15 protein-coding genes are annotated in these 22,341 nt (G+C 55.8%); 8 read left to right on the top strand and 7 right to left on the bottom strand.

The genetic code is table 11. The features are described from left to right. Positions 1-24: 24 nt before the first annotated feature. The gene (locus PXG97_RS19925) at positions 25-309 is read right to left on the bottom strand and encodes an acylphosphatase (RefSeq protein WP_276499601.1); all 285 of its coding nucleotides are present in this window, start codon (positions 307-309) and stop codon (positions 25-27) included. 28 nt (positions 310-337) lie between these two features. Beyond that, positions 338-1,486 carry an App1 family protein gene (locus PXG97_RS19920; protein ID WP_276499600.1) on the bottom strand — a complete coding sequence of 383 codons (1,149 nt, stop codon included), beginning with the start codon at positions 1,484-1,486 and terminating at the stop codon, positions 338-340. Positions 1,487-1,659: 173 nt separating this feature from the next. Between PXG97_RS19920 and sdaAA the strand changes: the two genes are divergently transcribed. The 3 genes from sdaAA (at position 1,660) to PXG97_RS19905 (ending at position 8,201) form a co-directional block, all read left to right on the top strand. After that, positions 1,660-2,565 (top strand): L-serine ammonia-lyase, iron-sulfur-dependent, subunit alpha, encoded by a 906-nt coding sequence (sdaAA, locus tag PXG97_RS19915; RefSeq protein WP_276499599.1) that lies wholly within the window; start codon positions 1,660-1,662, stop codon positions 2,563-2,565. A gap of 255 nt (positions 2,566-2,820) precedes the next feature. After that, on the top strand, positions 2,821-3,792 hold the full coding sequence (gene hemB / locus PXG97_RS19910) for a porphobilinogen synthase (RefSeq protein WP_276499598.1): 972 nt from the start codon (positions 2,821-2,823) through the stop codon (positions 3,790-3,792). A gap of 635 nt (positions 3,793-4,427) precedes the next feature. Further along, positions 4,428-8,201 carry a S8 family serine peptidase gene (locus PXG97_RS19905; protein ID WP_276499597.1) on the top strand — a complete coding sequence of 1,258 codons (3,774 nt, stop codon included), beginning with the start codon at positions 4,428-4,430 and terminating at the stop codon, positions 8,199-8,201. Positions 8,202-8,271: 70 nt separating this feature from the next. Here PXG97_RS19905 and PXG97_RS19900 read toward each other — a convergent pair whose 3' ends face one another. Further along, on the bottom strand, positions 8,272-10,779 hold the full coding sequence (locus tag PXG97_RS19900; RefSeq protein WP_276499596.1) for a DUF5916 domain-containing protein: 2,508 nt from the start codon (positions 10,777-10,779) through the stop codon (positions 8,272-8,274). A 313-nt stretch (positions 10,780-11,092) separates the two neighbouring features. Here PXG97_RS19900 and PXG97_RS19895 point away from each other — a divergent pair, with 313 nt between their 5' ends. Then, positions 11,093-11,632 (top strand): hypothetical protein, encoded by a 540-nt coding sequence (locus tag PXG97_RS19895; protein ID WP_276499595.1) that lies wholly within the window; start codon positions 11,093-11,095, stop codon positions 11,630-11,632. A gap of 115 nt (positions 11,633-11,747) precedes the next feature. Here the strand turns inward: PXG97_RS19895 and PXG97_RS19890 are convergent, their stop codons facing one another. From PXG97_RS19890 to PXG97_RS19875, 4 genes are all read right to left on the bottom strand, one after another. Next, a complete protein-coding gene (locus tag PXG97_RS19890; protein WP_276499594.1) occupies positions 11,748-12,125 on the bottom strand; it encodes a co-chaperone GroES in 378 nt (125 codons plus the stop codon). Positions 12,126-12,141: 16 nt separating this feature from the next. Further along, positions 12,142-12,669, bottom strand: a complete 528-nt coding sequence (locus tag PXG97_RS19885) for a hypothetical protein (protein WP_276499593.1) — start codon at positions 12,667-12,669, stop codon at positions 12,142-12,144. A gap of 96 nt (positions 12,670-12,765) precedes the next feature. Further along, entirely contained in the window at positions 12,766-13,971 is a 1,206-nt protein-coding gene (locus PXG97_RS19880) for a homogentisate 1,2-dioxygenase (RefSeq protein ID WP_276499592.1), read from the bottom strand. Between the two features lie 198 nt (positions 13,972-14,169). Then, the gene (locus tag PXG97_RS19875; RefSeq protein ID WP_338088616.1) at positions 14,170-15,834 is read right to left on the bottom strand and encodes a S41 family peptidase; all 1,665 of its coding nucleotides are present in this window, start codon (positions 15,832-15,834) and stop codon (positions 14,170-14,172) included. 270 nt (positions 15,835-16,104) lie between these two features. Here PXG97_RS19875 and PXG97_RS19870 point away from each other — a divergent pair, with 270 nt between their 5' ends. The 4 genes from PXG97_RS19870 (at position 16,105) to PXG97_RS19855 (ending at position 22,300) form a co-directional block, all read left to right on the top strand. Beyond that, positions 16,105-17,223 (top strand): DUF4856 domain-containing protein, encoded by a 1,119-nt coding sequence (locus tag PXG97_RS19870; RefSeq protein ID WP_276499590.1) that lies wholly within the window; start codon positions 16,105-16,107, stop codon positions 17,221-17,223. Positions 17,224-17,320: 97 nt separating this feature from the next. Beyond that, on the top strand, positions 17,321-18,436 hold the full coding sequence (locus tag PXG97_RS19865; RefSeq protein WP_276499588.1) for an imelysin family protein: 1,116 nt from the start codon (positions 17,321-17,323) through the stop codon (positions 18,434-18,436). 72 nt (positions 18,437-18,508) lie between these two features. Then, on the top strand, positions 18,509-19,882 hold the full coding sequence (locus tag PXG97_RS19860; protein ID WP_276499587.1) for an HTTM domain-containing protein: 1,374 nt from the start codon (positions 18,509-18,511) through the stop codon (positions 19,880-19,882). A gap of 6 nt (positions 19,883-19,888) precedes the next feature. Further along, positions 19,889-22,300 (top strand): TonB-dependent receptor, encoded by a 2,412-nt coding sequence (locus tag PXG97_RS19855; RefSeq protein WP_276499586.1) that lies wholly within the window; start codon positions 19,889-19,891, stop codon positions 22,298-22,300. The last annotated feature ends 41 nt before the right edge of the window (positions 22,301-22,341 follow it).

Below are 22,341 nucleotides of genomic sequence, written 5' to 3'. Positions count from 1 at the left end.
GTGCATATTCCAACACATTTCCCCCTACCGCCGCTGCTCAAAATCTTCAAACCCTTGCAGTTCCTGCTTCTCCTCCACCTCTACTTTTGCCACCTCGGCGCGGCGGGGGCCATCATGTGCCCACTGCTCCAATTGCTTCAGGGCTCCGGCGTCTCCCTCGGCTTCCAGGTATACCGTGCCGTCGGGCTCGTTCTGCACAAAGCCCGTTAGGCCAAGCTCCTGCGCCTTCTCCTGTGTGCTGGCCCTGAAGAACACCCCCTGTACCTTGCCATGCACGCGCATGGCCACGCGCTTTTTCTCTTTCTCCATAGTATAAAGTATAATTTTTGCGGTTACATCAGCTCTCTTTCTTTTGATCCGCCTCACATGCCTGCCTTACGTCCTCCAGCTGCTCCTCGTTTATCCAACCCATTTTCACGGCATGTTTGGCTGCAGTGAGTGTCTCCTCCACCAGCTCCATTTCCACGCCCTGCGCCTTTACCTGTTCGGCTATACTTCGCACCTCCTTATCGCGCCCGTCCGGCGTCACATCCCGGATGTAGATGCCCAGAATACGCCCTGGATACTCCTGCACCACCTGCTGGTATATCTCCGGGTCGTGCTCCCCGCTATCACCAAGACAAATGAACCTCAGGTGCGGAAAAGTGTCGAGGATGTGGCGTATTTTCTCGAGCTTATACTCTTCTTCGCTGGTCTCAAAGTCGCCTCTGTCCAGGCGGGTGCCTTTGTCGCGCAGCAGCAGGGGGCCTTCGGGGATGTCGTGCGAGCGGAAGAAGCTGATCAGCAGGTCGTACAGGTTCCACTCGCTGCCCGACACGTAAAAGAGCGGGTTCCGCCCCTTGCCGTCGCTGCCCTTGCACAAGGCCCGGAAGAAACCGGCCACTCCCGGAAACGGGCTGCGCTCGGTGGCGTTCTTCATCAGCATCAGCCGGAGCCGCCCCAAAAAATCCTTGATGTTGGATACCAGCACCGTGTCGTCTATATCAGAGATGATGCCGTACTCCACCTCGGTGCCTGGCGCAAACACATAGGCCTCTGCCTCCAGCCGGTCCTTGCCGGTCTTCTGGTCCAGCAGCTGCAGCTTCACCTTGTTATCGGTGGTACTGTAGCCGATGGCAGTATCGGGCCTGAACTCCACGTCAAAATACCCTTCCTCATCCGTCTCTACCTCCACCTCCTGCCCCGCAAAGCTGGCCTTTACCCGCACCCCGGGTATCTCATCCGACTCATAACGCTTGTAAGTGTCCTTCAGGTGCGTCAGCACGCCGTCGCCTGCTTTGGGCTGATGTACTTTCTCGTCTTCCAGCACGCGCCCCTTTACGTACACGTAGTGCGCATTGCCAAAGCCGTAGTAGGGCATTATGTTGATGGGCTCCAGCAGGCTCAGGGAGTCTTTTACCTTAAACTTGGCCTTGGAGAGGCTGTGCTCCATCTGCTCCAGGGCGGTCAACAGCTTATCTTTTATATCAGGGGTTAGTGCAGCCATAAAGTAGGTTTTCTTCTTTTGAACGAGCCACACCTACCGGAGTTTGGCATCAGAATACAAGTATGCAAAAGAACGATTCCTGCAACCGGTTTTGTTATCTTTGAAACACGTATACTTGTATGATTGGCAAGCCAACTGGCCTGCCACCACACAACCAGAAGGAGTTAAGAACAATGTCATTACTATTCACTGATTTTAAGAGCTGGCAGAAGCACTGCGCTGAAACCAGCGAACCGCTATACCAGCCCGTGCTGGAGTACGAAATAGACCAAAAGGGCCGCACCGAGGAGTTTATCTGGGAGAATATCGCCAAAGCCTATGAGGTGATGAAGGACGCCGTGCAGACTGGCCTTACCGAGGACATGAAGTCACGCTCGGGCATGGTGAACAACGGCGCCAAAAAAGTAGCCAAATCGCCGGTTACGGTGCTGTCGCCGGAGTTTCAGCTGCTGGTATCGCGGGCGCTGGGCGCCAAGGAGGTAAACTCCTGCATGGGTCGTGTGGTGGCCGCGCCTACGGCCGGTGCCTCGGGTATACTTCCGGGTACGCTGACCACCCTGCAGGAGCTGCATGGCCTGGAGGACAGAAAGATTCATGAGGGACTGCTGATTGCCGCCGGCATCGCCCTGATCATTGAGCAGAACGCTTCGCTGGCCGGTGCCGTGGGAGGTTGCCAGGCCGAAACAGGCAGTGCCGCCGCCATGGCAGCCGGTGCCATCGTATACTGCCTGGGCGGTGATGTGCCGCAGGTGTTTAATGCCGTGGCTATTACCATCCAATGTATGCTGGGCCTGGTGTGCGACCCGGTGGCGGGCCTGGTGGAGGTGCCCTGCATTGTGCGTAACGCCAGTGCCGCTGCCATTGCCTTCTCCTCCGCACAGCTCGCCATTGCCGGCGTAGACCCGGTGATACCGGTAGACCAGTGCGTGGCGGCCCTGGGCGAGGTAGGCGAAAGCATGGAGCGCAAGTATAAAGAGACGGCCGAAGGTGGATTGGCCAACACGCCGCGAGCCCGCGAGATCGAGAACTTCGTGCTGGTGCAGGACGTGGAGATCCTGCCGGATGAGGACGACCAGTAATGGAAAGAATTTAGCTGTTTTTGAATCTGTAGAGGCGCAAAGTATTGCGTCTCTTTCTTTTGCCCGCAGGCTTGGCGCTGCCACACGTCTCTCTGCTGGGGCAAGTTGCCTGCACATGCAGGCAATCCGTTATACTTCTCTTTTCCTCCCGACAGACACCTGCCCTATTGCCATAAACACTCAGCTTTTCTGCCTATTAAGCCGTACCTTTGCAGAGACGTAAGACAGAATGCTTTTCTGTAAAAATTTATAGTTATGATTAGAAGACCAAGACGCAACCGCCAAACGGAGGCCATACGCAACCTGGTGCAGGAAACCACACTGGGGGTAAACGATTTCATATACCCGCTCTTCGTAATTGAGGGGCAGAACCAGCGCGTGGAGGTAGACTCGATGCCGGGCATCAACCGCTTTTCCATTGATACGCTGCAGGAGGAGGTCGCCTCGTGTGTAGAGCTGGGCGTTAAAGCCTTTGCCCCCTTCCCGAGTATACCGGAGCAGCTGAAAGACAAGTATGCCACCGAGAGCCATAACCCGGACGGCCTCTACGCCAGAGCCATCCGCGAGATTAAGCGGAACTTTCCGGAGGTGGTGATTTTCTCAGACATTGCCATGGACCCTTACAGCTCCGATGGGCACGACGGCATTGTGGAGAACGACGAGATCCTGAACGACGAGACGCTGGAGGTGCTGGGCAAAATGGCCCTGGCGCAGGCGCAGGCCGGTGCCGATGTGGTGGCCCCTTCGGATATGATGGACGGACGTGTAGCCCACCTTCGCCACGTGCTGGACGAGCATGGTTTCCAGAAAGTAGGCATCATGAGCTATACCGCCAAGTATGCCAGCGCTTTCTACGGTCCGTTCCGCGACGCCCTGAGCTCTGCCCCTAAGAAAGGCGACAAGAAAACATACCAGATGAACCCCGCCAACAGCCGCGAAGCTCTGCTGGAGGCCGAACTGGATGTTGCCGAGGGCGCGGATTACCTGATGGTAAAGCCGGCACTGGCCTACCTTGACATTATTAAGTCGCTACGCGAGAACTCGCACCTGCCCATTGCCGCCTATAACGTAAGCGGTGAGTATGCCATGGTGAAAGCCGCCGCCCAAAAAGGCTGGCTGGACGGCGAGAAAGCCATGCTGGAAAGTCTGCTAAGCATTAAACGCGCCGGCGCCGACATCATCCTGTCCTACTTCGCCAAGGAGTTCGCGCAGTATCAGAAGCGCTAGAAACGTTTAAAATTCATACTTTGAGAAGCGCTTCGGCTCATGCCGGGGCGCTTCTCTTTTTTATGCCCGCTGTAGTTTCGCTATCCCTGCCATTCCGGGCATTCGTACCCGAATCCGCATCTTCGCAGCACCGTGCCCAACTACCCCTGCCCCTTCTTGTCAAAGGAGCGGAGCTCTGTTCAAGCTCTGTCTGCGGTGGCTATTGGAATGATACCCAGTCCTTGGGTTGAGCGCCTTCTAGATTTCCGGTGCCGCCGTGGCGGCATTGCGACGTCAGGAGCAAAGGAAATGTAGACAGCGCGACGCCCTTATCGAGGGCCCCTACCCCCAGGACGAGCCCTCTCGGGCTGGAGAGCACCTAAGCCAGAGGTGGAACGAGCTGGTTGTAAAGCCGTGGATCAGCAGTGGCTAACCAGAATAGCTTAGTTCAAGTTGCGGAAAGCAGCGGCTAAGACACAAGGCACAAGCGGACGCTTGCGCCAGCTAAGGGAGCCGGCGGAGCTCCCCCTGCAACACCTTACAAAACCAAGATCGAACAAGCCTTCACATAACACATCATCTACAGGAACCACTTTGGCATTAAAATGATTTTATAGTATCTTTAGTATGGAACATACTTACCCTGCTATATCTTTATGAGAAGACTGAGCCTTTGGCTTGTGGCACTAGGCCTGATGACAGGCACGAATGCGCTCGCTCAGCGTGGCCTTACCCCCGACCGCGCCAACACGCAGGCGCTGCAGCGCATTGCCGCTACCGCCGATAAAGAGTACCAGGCCAACCGGGCAAAGGCCTTGGCGCTGGCGGAAAGGTATGGCTGGGTAGTAGAAAAACAGTATAAGGACGGTACCGTTATCTCGTTGCAGGGGCTGGATAACACAGGAATGCCTGTTTACTACATCACCTACAACAACTCCAGCGCCGCTGCCACCACCCGCACCGACCAACTCTGGACTGGCGGCTCTCTGGGCCTGAACCTAAGCGGCAGCAGTGGCAGCCTGGCAAACAAACTCGCTATCTGGGACGGCGGCCGGGTGCGCGCCTCCCACCAGGAGCTGACAGGCCGTATAACTCAGAAAGACAACCCCTCCAAAGAAAGCGAGCACGCTACACACGTAGCCGGCACCATGGTGGCCAGTGGCATCAACCCCTTGGCAAAAGGTATGGCCTTTGGCTATAAGTCGTTGCTGGCTTATGACTTTAACAGCGATAACGCCGAGATGGCTGAGGCTGCCAAAGACCTGCTCCTCTCCAACCACTCCTACGGCAGCCTGGCGGGCTGGCGCTATAACTCTGATCGCAAAGGCACGGACGACGACCCATATTGGGAGTGGTGGGGCAACCCGAATGTAAGCAAGAAGGAAGACCTATCCTTTGGGTACTACAACAGCGAGGCTGCTACCTGGGATGAGATTGCTTTTAACGCACCATATTACCTGATCGTCAAATCAGCCGGCAACAACCACGGCGAAACAGGCCCTGAGGTGGGCAAGCCATACTTCCAGCGTAATAGCAACGGCACTTTTGAGCTGGTGAAATCCCGCCCGGACGACATCAGCAGCAACGATGCCTACGATGTGATCTCCACCTCTGGCACGGCCAAAAACATACTGACCGTAGGGGCTGTGGGCGCCATAACAGACGGCTATAACCAACCACAGGACGTTAAGATGTCTTCTTTCAGCTCCTGGGGCCCCACCGACGACGGCCGTATAAAGCCCGACATTGTGGGCAACGGGGTAAGGGTGCTCTCCACCTACTCCACCAACGACAGAAGCTATCAGGTGCAGAGCGGTACTTCCATGGCTGCGCCTAACGTGTCTGGCACGCTGCTGCTGCTACAGGAATATTACGCCACCCTGAACAACGGCAAGTTTATGCGAGCCGCCACCTTGAAAGGCCTCGCCATACATACCGCCGACGAGGCCGGCGAAGCAGTTGGCCCCGATTACCGCTATGGCTGGGGACTGCTGAACGCGGAACAGGCCGCCATCGTGGTACGCAACGCCAACAATACACACCTGCTGGAGGAGCGTGCGCTGAAGCAGGGCGAAACACAGACACTGGAGGTAACTGCCTCTGGCAAGGGACCGCTCCGGATCACGATCTCCTGGACTGACCCGAAGGGCACGGTAGCAGCGGTTGGCGCCAAAGCGCTGAATGACCGTACGCCGAAGCTGGTAAACGACCTCGATATACGGGTATCTGGCAACGGCAAAGACTACCTCCCTTGGACACTGAACCCAGCCGCTCCTGAGACCGCTGCCATGCCGGGCGACAATGTGGTGGACAACGTAGAGCAGATCCTCATAGCCGACGCTGTCCCGGGTAAGAAGTATACCATCACCATCAAACACAAAGGAACCTTAAAAGAGGGCCCCCAGGCCTACGCCTTATTAGTGAGCGGCATGGGCGGCACCGCAGTCTGCGCCAGCACCCCCGCCTCTAACCAGGGCGCCCGCATCAGCAGGCTGGTGTTTGGGACACAAAGCGTGAACCAGAAGGACGACTGCACGACCTACCGCGACCTGACCTCCACAGTATTTACCCTGGAGCCAAGCCAGGCAAAGCAGCTCTTGCTGGAGCTGGGTAGCTGTGGCACGGCAGCCGCCAGGGTAGCCAAAGTATACATCGACTGGAACGGCAACGGCAGCTTTGCGGATGCCGGCGAGGTAGCCGCCACCTCCGGCGTTATCAGCGGCAACGGCACGTTTGCAGCCGACATCAAAGCCCCGGGCACACTCATAGCAGGCGATAAGGTACGCATGCGCGTGGTGGTGCAGGAGACAACGGATGCCGCCGCTGTAAACGCCTGCAACAACTACAGCCGCGGCGAAACGCAGGACTACCTCATCCAGTTTGTAAAGCCGCAGCGCGATATTGGCATAGCCGCCGTGCAGCCAGTAGGGGCCGGCTCGCTGTGTGCCTCGCCGGCGCAGGGCGCGATGATAACCCTACGCAACAACGGCACTGCAGCGCAGCAAAACATCCCAGTAAGTATAAAAGTGCTGAAGAACGGGCAGGAACTCACCACCCTGTCAGCCACATTCGATAAAAAACTAGCCCCTTTTGCGCAGGCGGAGCTGCTGCTGAACGGCTCCTTTGCCACGGAGGCTGGCGCTACCTATGAGCTGGTGGCACAGTCGGAGCTGGCCTCCGATGCCGTGGAGAGCAACAACCAGCGCGGCTATACTTTTACGGTGGCCGGTGAGGCGGCCGCCCCTGTAGGCGCCTCGGCTTTCCAATGCGGCACCAGCCCCGTTTATACGTTGTCGGCGGAAGGTGATGGTGCCCCTTACTGGTACGCCTCGGCTACCAGCACCACCCCGATAGCCGCAGGCAACCAGGCACGGGTGCAGACTGGTGCGATAGGCAGCACGCTTTACGCGGCCTTCAATGAGTTCTCGGCGACAGTTGGCCCTAAAGATAAAAGCAAGTTCTCTGGGGGCGGCTATAACCAGTTTAGTCCGGATGTGCAGGTAAAAACGGAGGCCCCGGTGGTGCTGGAGCAGGCAAGGCTCTACATAGGCCATAGCGGCAAGATTACGTTTACCGTGTACGATGCCAACGGCGCCCCGGTATCGGCACGTGAACTACGGGTTACCGCCACCCGCAGCACACCAGCCACAAAAGACCTGGTACAGCCTGACGACCCGAACGACCAAGGGCAATTGTACTACCTGGGGCTGGAGCTACCGCGCGCCGGCATGTATAACATCGCCATTTCGTATGAGGATAGCGCCACCATTTACCGCAACAACAAGGGAGTGGCAGTTTATCCGTTTGGCATAGAAAATGTGTTTACCATCAGTGGCAACACCGCTACAGCTGACTGGGAGAGTTACTATTACTACTTCTACGACCTGAAGGTGCGGGCCCTTGGCTGCCAGAGCCCACGTGTGGCCGTAGCCCTGAAAGAAGGCACGCCGCTGGACCAGCCCAAGGTTACGCGCGAAGGCAAAGACCTCATCTCGAGCCAGCCGGAGGGTAACCAGTGGTACCTGGATGGGCAGCCACTAGAGGGTGCCACCGGACAGCGTATCACGCCAACCCTGAACGGACAGTACAGTGTGATTGCCTTCAAAAATGGCTGCGTATCGGAGATGTCTTTGGCTTACAGGTATGAGGTGGAGACTGCGGAGCGCAACGTGGGGCCGGAGCTGATGGTGTTCCCGAACCCAAGCGCCGACGGCAAGTTCAGTTATACCGTAGAAACCGCCGCCCCCGAAAACCTGACACTGACGGTGGTGGACCTACTGGGCAAGCAACTGTACGCTGCCACCGTAAAACAGATAAACGGCCAGTACAAGGGCATGTTTGACCTGAGCAAGCATGCCAACGGCCTCTACATCGTGCGCCTGCAGCACGGCGATCAGGTGTATACCCGTAAGATCATGATCCGGAAGTAGCCTGAATCAACTTAAAACGAAAGAGCCGGTCCTGATTAGGGCCGGCTCTTTTCATATAAACTATACGCAGCTATGATTTTGCAAGCTTCCGCTTCAACGTCAGGTAATCTAGGTAATAGAGCACTTTAACTGAAAAAGTGCTGCTCTGCGGGGAGCGGATGGTGTGGGAGAAGTTGTTGAAGTAGTACGGCTCTACCAGGTTCACCTGCTCCTCAAAGGCGTTTTTCCAGACAATGCTTATCTCGCTGCCCGGGGCAAACCACCACGAGTACACCATGTCTAGGTTAAAGGAGTTATAGTTCACATCCGGCGACTTTTCCGGTGCATACTCATACGCCTCCAGCGCTCCGTTGTGGAGCAACTTAAAGTACCGGTCGTGGTTTACCTTGCTCCAGTTGTGCCACACCCGCAGGCCCAAGGACATCCGGTTGTTAAAGATGTAGCTACCCGACAGGCTGTTGTAGACCGAATGCACCTCGCGCAGGCCGAACACCACATCAGGGTCTTTTACTTCGCTGCCCTTGTCGTCTTTGTAGCGGATAATGTTCACAAAGCCCATGTCATCATACCTGTTGCCTGACTCAAAGCTATAGGTAAAGCTAAGCTGATTGCTTACTCTAAAACGCGGCGAGATGCCATAACTGAAGTTACGGCGCTGGTGCTCGTCAAACGTGCGGTAGGTCATTTCGAGGTCCAGGGCAAAACGCTTGCGGTAATCTGTAGACACCCAGCCGCCAACGGTATAGTTTACCGGAAAAGCGTACACCCTGCCGTTCAGGCGAGGCTCGAAGAAGTCGTAAGTCACGATAGGCTCCAGGTTGATTTGCAGCCCCGCGCTCGTGAAATCCTTGAAGGTGCCGTTCACGTTGCTGTAGATGACGAAGTTTTGAAACTTATTGGGCTGAAAGCGCCGCTCGTATACTGCCCCTACGGTAGAATACAGGTTCAGCAGCTTCCAGAAAGGATCGTAGAAGTTGTAGGAGAAGCTTAGCTCCTGCGCCGATGAGTTGTTCGTAAACAGGATGCCCAGGTCATTGGGATTATACTTATCCGAGTACAGCACATGCGATGCGTTGAACTGAAAATTGCCGCTCACTTTGCCCGCCCCCACCCGGTACATGTAGCCCCGTTCCGTGTCGTCCGGGTGAAACTGCTGGCTCAGGGCGCCCTTGCCGTCAATGGCGTACTTGTTTCCTTTGTTGGCTATCCTGAAGAGTAGGCCCGTCAGGTTGGCATCGTAGGTGGAGCCTTGGCGCATCACGTTGGTGTTCACCAGCGTAACATAGGAGTTGTTTTTAAGCGACTGGTCGAAAACAGCGATGTTATAGTTGGTGAGCGGCTGCGTCTTCAGCTTAATTCGGTTTCCTTCTTTGTCTTCTAACTCGGCGTACTGCTCGCCTACCACCGCATTAAAAATGCCTATGCCCAGGCCGGACTGTGTGCGGCCCGAAATTTTGGTGCCATTGATCATCTTGGTTTCGCTGGGGCTCTCCACTACCTCATACTCGCTGTAGGCATCGTCGTAAATAATTCCGGAGTTAACCGGCCTGCCCCCGATACGGCGGGAATAGAAAAAATCGCCTTTGTTGAACAGCTCCGTCCCTTCCAGAAAAAACGGCCTGTTCTCGCTGAACTGCTGCTCAAACGGCGAGAGGTTCAGCACGCGGTTATCAGACTGCACCTGGCTGAAATCCGGCACCAGCGTCATGTCCAGCGTAAAGGCGTCGCTTATGCCGTACTTCACATCCATGCCGCCACCAAAGTTAAAGTTATGCGCGTGCGAAGCCTTTCCGGACTCTTCCTGCGCCACAGGGTAGCGCTCCATGTAAGCCGAAATATACGGTGTGAACGACAGGCGCAGCGGTGCCTCGATGTTGCGCAGCCCCTCCAGGCGGCCCCACTGGTTGGCAAAGCCGTCTTTGGCCGGGTCTACGTAGTTCCAGAAGTACCCCTCGCGGGTGGATTGCCGGTTGCGCATAAAGTTCAGCCCCCACACCTGCACCGGCTTGCTGCTAAACCGGATGGCGGAGTATGGAATTTTCATCTCGGCCACCCAGCTCGTTTCGTTCAGTTGGGTGCTGCTTTCCCACACCGCGTTCCAGCTCCAGTCTTCGCCGTTAGACGAGTAACGGGCATCGAGCTGCACCCCGGCCGGCGTAATCAGAAAGCCAAAACCGTTTATCTCATCCAGGTAAGGGTCCAAGAAGATGCCGAAAAAGTCTGTGTTGCCCAGATCGTCGCGGCGCCCCAGTTCCCGGAAAATGGAGTCCTGCGACACGTCATGCATCACGGCTCCCACATAAATGGCGGCATCATCGTAGAGGATGCGCACCTCGGTCGGGTGTTTCTCCAGGGGCCCTGGGTTTGGTCTGTTCTTGATGAACTGCGTGGCGATATCTGCCTGCTGCCACACTGGCTCGTCCAGCACACCGTCTATTTTCAGGTCTTGATCGATGCGAAGCGCCTGCAGGGTTTTCTGGGGGTAGTTATACTTCTTTTGCTCCTGCTTCTGCTCCTGGGCGCTGCAGGTTAAGTAAAGTATGATCGACGCAAGAGACAGCAGTAACTTTAGCTTCATAGTTTGGTGATGTAGAACAGGCTTGGTTTAGCTAAGCGATCTTTCTTAAAAGATGGTGAAGCAGCAGCAGAAGTTGCTTTTAGGTAAACTTATATTTTAGCAACGTTTAATTCTAACTGCAGATCTTACTCAGGCTGCTCTTCCATAGCCTGCCTTTGTTCCGGCACCAAAGGTCAAAGCTTCCAGACCTTGGCCTTATCACCCTGCTTGTACTTGTTAAGAAACAGCAAATTTAACTATCTATAGTATATATTAAAGTATAAGTATAGCCATACTTAAATTTATTATCTATTTTGCCCTCATGAAGCGACTGATGATATGGATGTGTCTGCTCTGGATGGTGGCCTGTGCTCAGCCGCGCTACCAGGCAAGCGAGCCGCAGCAATCGTTCTACAAAAGTATGAGCGGCCTTTGCGGAAAGTCTTTTAGCGGAACAGTGATTTACCCAGCCGATGGCCAGGATCCATTTGCCGGTGCTCCCCTGGTGATGTATGTTCAAGCCTGTTCCGACTCCACCCTTCGCGTTCCGTTTACAGTAGGCGAGGATAAGTCCAGGACCTGGGTGATCAGCAAAACGGCGGAGGGGCTGCAACTGAAGCACGACCACCGCCACGAAGACGGCACCCCGGATGAAATTACCCTCTATGGCGGCACGGCTTCTACCGCCCCCACAGCGTTGGAACAGCGCTTTCCGGCGGACACCTATACGGCTGAGCTACTTCCCGCCGCCGCTACCAACGAGTGGACACTGGTTTTCAGCCCCGATGGGCGCACCTTCAGCTACATCCTGAAACGCGACAACCAGCTCCGTTTTCAGGCAGATTTTGACCTCACTAGGCCGCTGGAGAAGTAGCGCGTATGTATAAAAAGGAGAAGCCCAGGCTGTTACAGCCTGGGCTTCTCCTTGTAAGTATAAATCCGGCGGCAAGTATACTGTGCAAAGTATAAACTCACCAATTAGAAAGCTGCTATAGGTCCTCCTCGCGCACCAGCATCAGCACGGCTGACTGAGGCACGATAAAATACTTCTCACCGAGGTAGTTGATCTCAATGGCGTCGCGCTGCAGGTAAATGGCCAGGTCGCCCTCTTTGGCCTGAAGCGGGATGTAGCGCACCTCTTCCTCCTCCTGCCCCCAGGTCTCCTCATCGTAACCAAAGTCGGCGGGGATCGGGTAGCCCGGGCCTACCTTCATGATATAGCCCTCCTGCACCTTCTCCTTCTCCTGTACCCCAGGCGGCAGGTATAAACCGCTCTTGGTTTGGTCGCGGGTGCTCTTTGGCTTTATCAGCACGCGGTCACCCACGATGATGATCTTCTCTAACTTATTATCCTCTGAAACTCTCATCTGTAATGTATGCATCTTATAAAGGATCTGCGGTTACTTTAAATCGCATATCGGCTCTAATGGTGATATCTTCTGTCACTGGCTTCGAGATCTCGGCCTGTGTCCGGATAGTATAACTGTTGCCTTTGATATACTCGTCCAGCTTGGCATTGGTCGATTTTAACTTAAGCACATTGCTTCCTGCGGGCACCTCGTCCAGGTACGCAATCTTTACCTCCGGTTGCTTCTCAGCGGAGATGTAAAGCTCTATGCGCTTCAGGAAGTCAAAGTTCTGCGTTTTAGGCTCCGTTATCGTCAGCTCCATCCTGTTCAGGCTCACATTCTTTACCAGCTCGGCGCGGGTTTTATTGTTCTTGAACGTCTCCTCTGAGTTTGTGGTGATGGTAAAGGGCGTGGCCGGGACAAGGGCACCTAAGGGAAAACCTGACTCAATGGTAAAAGTTTCCTCCTCCTCAATGTAAAACGTAAGCAGGTCATCGATCTTCTCGCAGGCAGTGGCTATTACGGCAAACAGCAGCACAGCCATCAGCATCATTCGTTTCATCAATGGCACGTGTAAAGGGTAAAAAAACAATTGCGGCGGGAGAAGCCAGCTACCAAGGCCGCCTTTCCCGCCGCAAGTTACAAAACTAGAAGCAGTTTAGTCAAACATATCGCCTTTCCGCACTTTGTCATCGCCGTCTTCGTTCCAGCTCATCGGGTATTTCTCATCCAGGTAAGGCAGGGCATCCACCGTCAGGTGCAGCGGTTTAAAGGTGTCGATCATCACGGCATACTCCTCTGTTTCCTTCTTGCCTATACTTGCCTCTACGGTGCCTGGGTGCGGCCCATGCGGTATACCGCCCGGGTGTATGGTAAAGGAGCCACGGTCCACGCCCTTGCGGCTCATAAAGTTGCCCTCCACATAGTATAGCACCTCGTCGGAGTCCACGTTCGAGTGGTTGTAGGGCGCCGGAATGGACAGCGGGTGGTAGTCGAACAGGCGCGGCACAAACGAGCAGATCACGAAGTTGTGCGCCTCAAAGGTCTGGTGCACCGGCGGCGGCTGATGGATGCGGCCGGTTATCGGCTCAAAGTCCTTGATGTTGAAGGCGTAGGGGTAGAAATAGCCGTCCCAGCCTACGGCATCAAACGGGCTAGACCTGTAATAGAACTGATGCAGCTCCCCCTCCTTCTTCACCTGCACCAGGTAATCGCCTTTCTCGGTTTCGGTGATCAGCTCCACCGGCGGGCGCATGTCGCGCTCGCAGAACGGTGCATGCTCCAGCAGCTGGCCGAAGTGGTTGCGGTAGCGGCGCGGCGTCTCAATCGGGCTAAACGACTCGATTACCAGCAACCTTACCTGCCGCTCGCTCTCATCAAACCGGAACTTGTGGATGACCGTGCGCGGGATCACCAGGTAATCGCCGGGGCCAAACGGGATGCGGCCCATTTGGGTGAGCAGATCGCCGGTGCCGTCGTGCACAAACACCACCTCGTCGGCCTGGCCATTCTTATAGTAGTAGTCCATCTCGTGCTCCGATGGGTTGCAGAGGCTAATGGCTACATCGTTGTTGAACAGCATGGTTTTGCGGGCGCTGAGGTAGTCGGGGCCGGTGGCTTTAACTTCTACCGTTTTTAGGTGCTGCGGCGCCAGCTTTACCCCCTCGGCCCTTTTCGGCGCAAACGGCCTTGGCTCCCCGATGCGGCTGATCTGGGTAGGCGGGTTAATGTGGTAGAGCAACGACGAAACACCGCTAAAGCCCAGCGTGCCCACCAGCTGCTCTGCATAGAGGCTGCCGTCGGGCTGGCGGAACTGCGTGTGCCGTTTGTGCGGGATCTCTCCTAGTCTATAATAAAAGGCCATGTATGATTAGTTTTAAGGTGTCGTTAGGTGTTTGGCTATTTGACAAAAGACGAATGATTTACCGGATAATATCCCCTTACAAGGGGACCATCCTGCACGAGTGTTCTCTGCTGCTTTTAGGAAGAGCTGGTGAGGTAATCATTTCAGGAGAATCTTTTGTCCTTTGTCACAGAATCCTTTGTCGAGCTTTGCTCATACTTACATGCTTCCTGCCGCCAGGCTTTGGGCCCGGCTAAAGTGCCTCAGCCCCTGCTGAAACTCCTCATCTGACTGGTGCAGCACCGGAAAGAAGCCATCGTTGCCATACACGCTGCGGGCGATAAAGGCCTTCAGATGGTTGCGCAGCAGGTTCTTGGAGCGTTTAAACTGGGCATCGTTATACTCCACGCCGGAGGCCTTAGCCGTCTGCACCACCTCCTGCAGCATCTTATCCGTTACCTCAAAGCCCTTGCTAAATTTCTCAAACGGCATTTTCTCCAGCTCTTTCTTGTGCTTCTGGTAATAGCTCAGGCTATACTCCCGGATCACGTTCTTGTTGTAGAGCTGGCTCAGGTACTCCGACAGCTCGGTGGTGTCGCGGGGCACGAACACATCGGGCATAATGCCGCCACCGCCATACACGGCGCGTCCGCCCAGGGTTTTATACTTCAGCGAGTCCACGAACAGGCTGCTGTCCGGGTGGAAGTACTCTCCGTTCTCGAAGCGGTTCAGGATGTCCATCTCATACTCCTCGGCATTCTCCTTGTAAGGCTTCTGGATGGAGCGCCCGCTTGGCGTGTAGTAGCGCGAGATGGTCAGGCGCAGCTCGGAGCCGTCGTTCAGCGGGATCGGCATCTGCACCAGGCCCTTGCCAAACGAGCGGCGGCCCACGATCAGGGCGCGGTCGTTGTCCTGCAGGGCGCCGGCCACGATCTCGGAGGCAGAGGCGCTGCCCTCATCCAGCAACACCACCAGCGGTCCCTCCTCAAACACGCCCTTTCGCTGGGCAAATGTCTTGGAGTCGTAGCGGGTGCCCTTGCCGTCGGTATACACAATCATTTTCTCATTGCCGATAAACTCGTCGGCCATCCGGATGGCGTGGTCCATGTAGCCGCCCGGGTTGCCGCGCAAATCGAGCAGCAGCTGCTCCATGCCCTGCCCCTGCAGCCTGGTAAGGGCTTCCATAAACTCCTCATAGGTATTGGCTGAGAAACGGCTCACTTTGATATAGCCTGTCCTGTCATCCACCATATAGCTCACGTCCACTGAGTGGGTGGGAATCTTGCTGCGCTCTATGGTGAAGTTAAGCAGCTTTTTGGTGGAGTTCCGTTGGATAGTAAGGTTTACTTTGGTGCCTTTAGGGCCACGCAGGCGCTTAAACACGCCCTCGTTGTTGATGCCGATGCCAGCCACACTCTCGCCGTCCACTTTCAGGATCTTGTCGCCGGCCTGTATGCCTGCCGCCTCAGACGGCCCGCCGCTCAGCGGGGTGATGACGTAAATTGTATCCTTAAAGATGTTAAACTCCACCCCGATGCCCTCAAAGTCGCCCTCCAGGTAAGAGCGCGCCATGGCCAGTTCCTCGGCCGGGATGTAGGCCGTGTGCGGGTCCAGCTTCTCCAGCATCTTCGTAATCGCGTAATCCGTCAGCTCCTCCACGTCCACGGTGTCAACATAGTCGCGGTCTATATAGCTCAGCACATCGCGGAACTTAAGGTAACTCCTGGCGGTGCCTTGGGGGTTCGTGGTGGATGGCGAGAACATGGTAGCCCCCAACAGCAGGCCCACCACCAGCGCCAGGCTGATAAACAGCGGAAGTTTTATCTGGAACGGCGTGTTCCGGACTTTTCTGTCTTTTTCCTCACCATGCTCCATCTCGTCCATGTGATTAAAGTATAAATTCAGTGAAATGCCACAGCATCGGCACGGCAAAGCAGTACAAAAATTTACCTTAAATATACTGAAGCCCTCTATATCTATACAAGTACAAATTTGTTAAAGTTGCTTTACCCTACAGCCGTATGAGCTGTACTCTTCACCGTACCCAGCTATTTTATTTAAAATATGTCTAAACAACGTTTGTCTCTGACACAGCTGCTGCTTAGCTTTGCAGAGTTATTTTTAATCAGTCTAAATAAATTTAACCTAAACACAATGCTTCATTCTATCAAAAGGCACACAGCGCTGGCCCTTGTTGGTTTAGCCGCCTGCGTAACTTTTACCTCCTGCTCAGACGACGACGAAGACGCACCGTCTTATAATGTTCCGTCCACTTACAACTTTGAGAACGTGAATTACGCTGGCCAGACCACCAGACTGGACATGCTGACCGAGCTAAGCGACTATATCAAGACCGGCAATGAAGGCGCTCAGCTGGACGCGCAGAAGATGAAGGCCATGTATGCGAACGCTAACAGCCCGTTTTCTGATGCCAGCCTGAACGAAGCCAACACCAAGCAACTCAAAAACAAGACCATTCTTACTGCCCAGGAAGAGTTTGAGGGTTATTTTGATGCCGTGGCTGCAGCCAGCAAGGCTCCTACCCATTTGTTAGGATTGCCAGCCAGCAACGGGCAAGCAGGCTTGCTGACCTCTGCGGATGGAAAAAAGAGCTACTTGGTGGATGAGAATGGCATTGAGTACGCGCAGGTGATCCAGAAGGGCCTCATGGGTGCCGTGTTCTACTACCAGGCGGTGGATGGCTACCTGACCGAGGAGAAGATCGGCGCTGCCGTGGATAACATGAAGGTGACCGAAGGCGAAGGCACTGCGATGGAACACCACTGGGACGAGGCATTCGGCTACTTCGGCGCGCCAAAGAATTTCCCTGCCACCACCGATGGCGCAAGATTCTGGGCTAACTACAGCAACCAGGTTGATGCCGCCCTGGGTAGCAACAAAGCCATCATGGACGCCTTCCTGAAAGGCCGCGCCGCCATCTCTGCCAAAGACATGAAAGCCAAAGAAGAAGCCGCCGCCACTGTACGTACCGAGTGGGAGCGCCTGGTAGCCGCTGCAGCCATACATGAGCTGAACGAAGCGGAGGAGAATGTGGCAGACCAGGCGAAAAAGAGCCACTACCTGTCCGAGGCAATCGGTTTTGTGATGGGCCTGCAGTACAAGTCTGACCGCAAACTGACTGACGCCAAGTACCAGGAAGTGATGGCAGCCATCGGCACCAACCTGTACGAGACGACAGCCGAGGATATCAACAAGGCTATCAACATCCTGAGCTCTGCTTATGGCATGGACAGCATCAAAGGCCAGCTGTAGTAGCGCCTTCTACAATAGTTAGTGTTTTAGATAAGTGCAGCAGTTGCGGAGAGGCCATTTCCACAGCTGCTGCCTTTCGCGCTTTAAAAGTATAAGTATGAAAGACTTGAAAAAATACCAGGTCATGGCGTTGGCTTGCCTGGCCCTGCTCAGCAGCTGTGGCTCCGACAGCGAGGACAGCAGCCCCGACAATGATTATGACCGCCAGACCATGGTGGCCAACTATGCCGACAACCTGATCGTGCCCGCTTATGGCAACTTCAACAGCAAAGCAAAGGCAATGGCCACTGCCATCGATGCGTTTGTGGCTTCGCCAATGGCGGAAAACCTGGCCGCCGCCCGCACGGCTTACCAGCAGGCTTACACGGCATGGCAAAACGTGAGCGTGTATGAGTTTGGCCCGGCAGACGAGCAGATGCTGCGCAGCAACCTGAACACCTTCCCTACCAGTACCAGCCAGATCGAGAGCAACATCTCCTCCGGCACCTATAACCTGCAGCTCACCGCCAACTACGCGGCCAAGGGCTTCCCGGCCCTGGACTACCTGCTGTATGGCGCCGGCACAGAGGCTGCCGTGCTGGAGCAGTATACTTCCGGCACCAACGCGGCCAACCGCAAAAAGTACCTGCAGGACGTTGCCCACCTGGTTCAACAGCGCGTGGAGACCGTTTACAACGGCTGGACCAGCGGCGACTATGCCACTACCTTCAAGAACGCGCAAGGCACAGCCGTGGGCAGTGCTGTGGGCAACCTGGTAAATGGCCTTAACGCCGATATCGATGTGACTAAAAGGTATAAAGTGGGATTACCGGCAGGGAAATCCACCTCAGGCACCGCCTTGCCAGAAAAAGTGGAGGCCTATTACAGCCAGCTATCGCTGGAGCTGCTGAAGCAGAACATACAGGCCGAGAAAGCCACCTTCATGGGCATGACGCCGGGTGGCACCAACGGCCCGGGCCTGGATGACTACCTGGACCATGTGAACGCACAGTACAATGGCACCCTTCTTTCTGATGCCATAGAGGCGCAGTTTAATGCCGTGCTGGCTGCCGCCAATGCCGTGCAGGGTCCGCTTTCTGAGGCTGTAACGACGCAGCAGCCCGCCGTGCTCAAAGTGTACGACGAGCTGCAGAAGCTCATCGTACTGACCAAGACCGACATGCCTTCCAAGCTGGGCGTTACCATCTCTTACACCGACAACGACGGCGATTAATCCTACCTCTTCCTGCGGCTGTGCCTGCTCCGGCAAGTATGGCCGCAGGAAGTATAAACTGTAAGTATAACCATGCTCCAGAAGCTGAAGCCATACCTTACCGCCCCTGTTTCCGCAGCCCCGCTGGCGGCCTTCCGCATTATTTTTGGCGGCATGATGCTGGCCAGTATCATCCGGTTTATGGCCAAGGGTTGGGTAACGGAGCTGTACGTGCAGCCTAAAGTATACTTCCCCTACTATGGCTTTGAATGGGTGCGGCCGCTGGGCGAGGCGGGCATGTACGCGCTGTTTATACTGATGGCCGTAGCGGCGCTGGGTATGTTGCTGGGGCTGTTCTATCGCCTGTCGGCGCTGCTGTTCTTTCTCAGCTTTACCTACGTCGAGCTGATTGACAAGACGAATTACCTCAACCACTACTACTTTGTGAGCATTGTGGCATTGCTGCTGGTGCTGGTGCCAGCCAACCGGCACTTTGCGCTGGATGTGCTGCGCAAGCCGCATACCTGGGTAAGCCATGTGCCGCGCTGGGCGGTGCTGATTTTCCAGGTGCAGCTAGGGCTGGTGTACTTCTATGCCGGCGTGGCCAAGCTCAACCCCGATTGGCTGCTGGAGGCCATGCCCCTGCGCTACTGGCTGCCGGCCCACACGCACCTGCCGCTCATCGGCCCGTGGCTCGACAAAGTGTGGGTGGCCTACCTGTTCAGCTGGTTCGGCGCTTTTTACGACCTGACGGTTCCGTTTTTCCTGAGCTGGCGCACGAGCCGGCCTTTGGCCTACCTTACGGTGGTCGTGTTCCACGTGCTCACGGCGGTGCTGTTCCAGATCGGTATGTTTCCTTACATCATGATAGTGAGTACGCTGATCTTCTTTTCCGAGGGCTTCCATGAGCGGGTGCTGAACGGGCTTAGAAGTATAGCCAAGGTCCGTAAGCCTGCCTTTCCGAAGTTTGCTGAGGTATCGGCGCAGCCGTTGCTGCTGCGTTTGCTGGCTGTATACTTTGTGCTGCAGGTGCTGGTGCCGTGGCGGTTTATACTTTACCCCGGCCCACTTTTCTGGACCGAGCAAGGCTACCGCTTCTCCTGGCGCGTGATGCTGATGGAGAAGACCGGCACCGCCTTCTTCTATGTGCGCGACCCGGAGACCGGACACGAAATAGAGATCAACAACCGCGACTACCTCACCATCACCCAGGAAAAGCAAGTAGCCACCCAACCCGATATGCTCCTGCAGTTCGCCCATATGCTGCAGCAGGACTTTGCTTCCCGTGGCATACCCGGTGCGCAGGTGCGTGCTGAAGTATATGTCGCGATGAATGACCGCAGCAGCAGGCTCCTGATCGACCCAACCGTTAACTTGGCGGCCGAGAAAGACAGCTTCCTGCCCAAGCCTTGGATATTACCTTTAGAACAAGACGCTCCGCCGCAAGAGGCCCTGGGGCAGAAATAAAAGACAATGCGCGTAACGCTCACTATCGCTCTGGTGCTCTGCAGCTCGCTGGCTGCCCTGGCCCAAACTTTCTCCATCTCTGGTAAAATTACCAGTACCGCCACACAGCAGCCGGTGCCGCAGGCCGAGGTGCTGCTGACCAACACTGGCTCCCTTTTTAAGGCCGATGCCAAAGGAAACTATACCATAGCCGATCTGGCTCCCGGTGTATATACCTTAACCGCCTACAGCGTGGGCTGGGGCTCGGCTACGCAGCAGGTGACCATCAGCAACAGTAATGTTATACTTGATTTCTCGCTGAAGCAGTTGGAGGGACAACTGCGCGAGGTGAACGTGAAGGGCGAGCGCGAAAAGACCTTCGGCATCACCCGCCTGAACTCAGTGGAGGGTGCCGCTATTTACGAGGGCAAGAAGAGCGAGGTGGTGGTACTCAGCGACATCACGGCCAACAAAGCCACCAACAACAGCCGCCAGGTGTTTGCCAAGGTGGCCGGCCTCAACATCTGGGAGAGCGACGGTGCCGGCCTGCAGCTGGGCATCGGGGGCCGTGGCCTCAGCCCGAACCGTACCTCCAACTTCAACACCCGCCAGAACGGCTACGATATCTCGGCTGATGCCCTGGGCTACCCGGAGAGCTACTACACCCCTCCTACCGAAGCGCTGGACCGCATTGAGGTGGTGCGCGGCGCAGCCTCTTTGCAGTATGGCACGCAGTTCGGCGGCATGATCAACTTCGTGATGAAGGAAGGGCCCGAGGACAAATCGTTTGAGCTAACTACCCGCCAGACAGCCGGATCATGGGGCTTGTTTAACTCCTTCAACAGCATCGGCGGCAGCAAAGGCAAGTTCCACTACTACGGCTTTTACCAGTACAAGCGCGGCGACGGCTGGCGCGACAACTCCGGCTTTGATGCCCACACCGCCTTTGGCTCCGTGCACTACAAGCCCACCGAGAAACTGGAGATCGGCTTTGACTATACTTACATGGATTACCTGGCACAGCAACCTGGTGGCTTAAACGATGTTGAGTTTGAGCGGGACGCCCGGCAATCTGTCCGCGACCGCAACTGGTTTAAAGTGAACTGGAACCTGATGGCCCTGACGCTGGACTACCGCCTGAGCGAGCGCACCAAGCTCAACATCCGAAACTTCGGCCTGCTGGCGCAGCGCGACGCGCTGGGCTTTATGGGCAAGATCAACCGCCCGGACGACCTGTCGCAGCCGCGCGCACTGCTGCAGGACCAGTTCCGCAACTTCGGCAACGAAACGCGCCTGATCCACCGCTACGACCTGGGCAGCTCCTTCTCCACGCTGTTGGTGGGTGCCCGCTACTACCGTGGCTTTACCGATCAAAAACAGGGCGACGGCTCCCTGGCCGCTGACGCGGATTTCAGGTTCTACTCCGAAACAGGCGCTCCCAACGAGTCCAGCTACGATTACCTGAGCCGCAACGTAGCCCTGTTTGCCGAAAACATCTTCAACATCACGCCAAAGCTAAGTATAACCCCGGGTGTGCGCTACGAGTGGATCAACACGAACGCCGACGGCAGCTACCGGGATGTGGTACCTGACCAGGCAGGGAATGTGGTACGCGACGAAGTGGTGCCGGAGGAGCGGGAAAACTCCCGTAACGTGCTGTTGCTGGGCGTGGGCCTGAGCTATAAGCCGAGCGAGCAGATGGAAGTATATGGCAACTTCTCGCAAAACTACCGCGCCATCAACTTCAACGACATGCGTGTGATCAACCCAAACCAGTTCGTGGACCAGAACCTGAAGGATGAGAGTGGCTATAGCACAGACCTTGGCATCCGGGGCAACATCAGCGGTGTGCTGAACTATGACGCCAGCGTGTTTTACCTGGCTTACCAGGACCGCATCAACTTCCAGAACATAGAGGGCACCACCAACCGCATCCGCACCAACGTAGGCGACTCGCGCAACCTTGGCCTGGAGACCTTTGTGGAGGCCGACCTGCTGAAGCTATACTATGGCGCAGACCACCCGACCAGCCTCTCGGCGTTCTCTAACATAACGCTGGTGAACACGAAGTATAGCAGCCCATTATCCGATATCGACGGCAACGAGGTGGAGCTGGCACCGGCGGTGATTGCCAAGGCCGGTCTTTCGTTTAAGCGCAACAACTTTAAGCTGGCCTACCAGTACAGCTACACCGCCGAGCAGTACACCGATGCGCCCAACTCCATACAAGAGCCGACCGCCGTGGTGGGCGTGATACCGGCTTACTGGGTGATGGACCTCTCGGGCAGCTATACGTACAAGCGCTTCACGCTGGAGTCCGGCATCAACAACCTGACCGATAACCGCTACTTCACGCGCCGCGCCACCGGCTACCCGGGGCCAGGCATTATCCCTTCGGATGCCCGCAACTACTATGTTACGCTGGAGTTTAAGCTGTAAGGTTTCCTAAGAACGGCGGCATCCTTTGCTTGCCAGCCCGA

It is taken from the genome of Pontibacter litorisediminis, from assembly GCF_029360645.1.
Taxonomy (GTDB): domain Bacteria; phylum Bacteroidota; class Bacteroidia; order Cytophagales; family Hymenobacteraceae; genus Pontibacter; species Pontibacter litorisediminis.
Note: the sequence above shows the minus strand (reverse complement) of the source record. Positions and strands in the feature narration are given on the sequence as shown.

Excerpts from the sequence above, each read along its gene's own strand:
- PXG97_RS19925 (WP_276499601.1), bottom strand. The coding sequence starts at position 309 with ATGGAGAAAGAGAAAAAGCGCGTGGCCATGCGCGTGCATGGCAAGGTA.
- PXG97_RS19920 (WP_276499600.1), bottom strand. The coding sequence starts at position 1,486 with ATGGCTGCACTAACCCCTGATATAAAAGATAAGCTGTTGACCGCCCTG.
- sdaAA (WP_276499599.1), top strand. The coding sequence starts at position 1,660 with ATGTCATTACTATTCACTGATTTTAAGAGCTGGCAGAAGCACTGCGCT.
- hemB (WP_276499598.1), top strand. The coding sequence starts at position 2,821 with ATGATTAGAAGACCAAGACGCAACCGCCAAACGGAGGCCATACGCAAC.
- PXG97_RS19905 (WP_276499597.1), top strand. The coding sequence starts at position 4,428 with ATGAGAAGACTGAGCCTTTGGCTTGTGGCACTAGGCCTGATGACAGGC.
- PXG97_RS19900 (WP_276499596.1), bottom strand. The coding sequence starts at position 10,779 with ATGAAGCTAAAGTTACTGCTGTCTCTTGCGTCGATCATACTTTACTTA.
- PXG97_RS19895 (WP_276499595.1), top strand. The coding sequence starts at position 11,093 with ATGATATGGATGTGTCTGCTCTGGATGGTGGCCTGTGCTCAGCCGCGC.
- PXG97_RS19890 (WP_276499594.1), bottom strand. The coding sequence starts at position 12,125 with ATGAGAGTTTCAGAGGATAATAAGTTAGAGAAGATCATCATCGTGGGT.
- PXG97_RS19885 (WP_276499593.1), bottom strand. The coding sequence starts at position 12,669 with ATGAAACGAATGATGCTGATGGCTGTGCTGCTGTTTGCCGTAATAGCC.
- PXG97_RS19880 (WP_276499592.1), bottom strand. The coding sequence starts at position 13,971 with ATGGCCTTTTATTATAGACTAGGAGAGATCCCGCACAAACGGCACACG.
- PXG97_RS19875 (WP_338088616.1), bottom strand. The coding sequence starts at position 15,834 with ATGGACGAGATGGAGCATGGTGAGGAAAAAGACAGAAAAGTCCGGAAC.
- PXG97_RS19870 (WP_276499590.1), top strand. The coding sequence starts at position 16,105 with ATGCTTCATTCTATCAAAAGGCACACAGCGCTGGCCCTTGTTGGTTTA.
- PXG97_RS19865 (WP_276499588.1), top strand. The coding sequence starts at position 17,321 with ATGAAAGACTTGAAAAAATACCAGGTCATGGCGTTGGCTTGCCTGGCC.
- PXG97_RS19860 (WP_276499587.1), top strand. The coding sequence starts at position 18,509 with ATGCTCCAGAAGCTGAAGCCATACCTTACCGCCCCTGTTTCCGCAGCC.
- PXG97_RS19855 (WP_276499586.1), top strand. The coding sequence starts at position 19,889 with ATGCGCGTAACGCTCACTATCGCTCTGGTGCTCTGCAGCTCGCTGGCT.